A 2,072-nucleotide genomic window follows, 5' to 3' on the forward strand; every position below is an offset into this window, starting at 1 on the left:
TGCTATCAACCTGCATCGAAATACCACTACCCTTTATATCTTTTATAGGAATACTAAGTTCCTTGCCATCTCCTAAAATAACCTTAGCACTATACTGCCCGCCTAAAACTGGACGAAACCTAAACTTACCTAAACCTAAACTATTAGATGTAAAACTTACAAGCTTATTATTCTGGGCATCAACTATAAAACCCTCATCAAAACTCTTGCCTCTACCCTGACTATCTAATAACTTAAATCCAACCGTATTGTCTACTTCACTAACCAAATGACCACCTTCTGGCAATAACTGAAAATCATATGAATCTTCAACACTTGTAGCATCTACTGATAAATCACCATTGATAATACGAATCTTTGAAGTAAAAGAATCATCCTCTATAAAATTATTCATCCAATTCGTAGAGATACGAACATAATAATCCCCACTCTTCCAATCTGATCCAATCCCAATATTACCCAAAGTAACGCCTTGATAGCCTAAAAATAATCCACTATACTTCTCGGTACCTTGATCATCAAAAACCTCTATATTAAAATTAGTGCTCGCTAAAGACGGTAAACCATTCTTACGATCATGAACATAACCCTTAAACCAAATCTCATCCTGAACAACATATGTGCTCTTGTTTAAATGTAAGTAAACTGTCTCTCTAGGTAGTTTAAAATAAGATGATACGGCAGCTTCTGAATCTACAACAGTAGCCTGACCAAATGAAAGAAATGAACTAAATAATAAACCTAAAAGAAAAGATGATGAACGCATAATCTGCAGGATTTATAAAGATAAAATTGATGATTAAAATGACAAATTAGTCAATGAACTTAAATATAAACATCGAAAAACACTTAAACTATTAACAATAAGGTTTTTAACTTAAGTTTATTATCTTTTTCTAGTTAGAGTTTTTGTTTTGTATTGTTTGTATTTTTGAAATTAGTGTTCCGTCACTTCCCATACCTTCAATATAAAAAGTAACACCCTCTAATCCCGTATCTGGAATCTTAAATAATGCCGAACCATTTTTATCGGGTTGTAGTTGTGGCTCCCAATGAATCGTACCATAATTTTTAAATCCAGGACTTGAATAATTAAGATACTTTGGCGTGTAAAACTCTTTGATAGGCTCAAAGCCTTTGTCTAAGCTATACTCTGTGATATAAGAACTCTCTTTTTGTTTGCCAAACCCTTCTAAGGGAACTTTTCTGGTGTAAATGAGTATTGTTCCAACGGCACTTAAACCTGTTATTGAGCCTCTTTTATCAACTAATATCTGATCGATATCTTCAGTCTGTAAATTAAACAAGAGATCTAGATTTGATAACTTAATATCATCAATATATACGGCAACACCTGATCCACCACTGCTATTATTAACAGGGACAATAGAAATCAAAGGGCTTCCTAACTCTGGTTTTCCAGGAGGTCCTTCTATTCCAGTACCATATTTTATTCTAAACCCTTTTGTAGCTATATAGTCTAATATGTTAGGGAAGTTCTGTGTATCCTGTTTAGAAATCTTTCTCGCATTTCTCTTTACATTATCAGATATAAAGGCGTCATTAAACTCTTCCTTCTTCTTTGAGCCCTTAACTATTACCTTCTCTAATTTCTCAACATCGTCATTATAAAAACTATCCACAATCTCTGTCAAATCAGGCATAGATAATCTATTCTTTATACTGGTATCCAACAAATTTGTCTCAAAAGGCTTCTTAAATCGATTCGTCTGTACCTTTAAATACATATTCGTTCTAGCCATACTACCATTACTACGTATCGTAGAAAAACGAAGCTTCTCATTCTTCTTTAAAAACAAAGTATTTACTACAAAACTATTGTCATTAGGGTCTAAATCAATAACGCTGCCAGGATTATTCTCAAAAGGAAACAAATACACCTTGTCTATCTTACTTACTCTAGTATTCTGAACCCTGCCTCGTAATACCAAGCCCCTATTAAAATCATATAATACTTTAGGTTCCTTGTTCTTGATATTATTCCAATGATAACGACTCCAACCCTGTGTTAATAATAACAAATCTAAATCTGATAACTTAACCTCATCCTG

The 2,072-nt window shown here is 33.3% G+C and carries 1 protein-coding gene and 1 pseudogene; both read right to left on the reverse strand.

The genetic code is table 11. The features are described from left to right. Positions 1–766, reverse strand: a pseudogene (locus AWE51_RS21000) (hypothetical protein); the annotation flags it as partial. A gap of 130 nt (positions 767–896) precedes the next feature. Then, positions 897–2,072: hypothetical protein (locus AWE51_RS21005; RefSeq protein WP_157766186.1), on the reverse strand; the 1,176-nt coding region annotated here is incomplete at its 5' end.

This window comes from Aquimarina aggregata, assembly GCF_001632745.1.
Lineage (GTDB): Bacteria > Bacteroidota > Bacteroidia > Flavobacteriales > Flavobacteriaceae > Aquimarina > Aquimarina aggregata.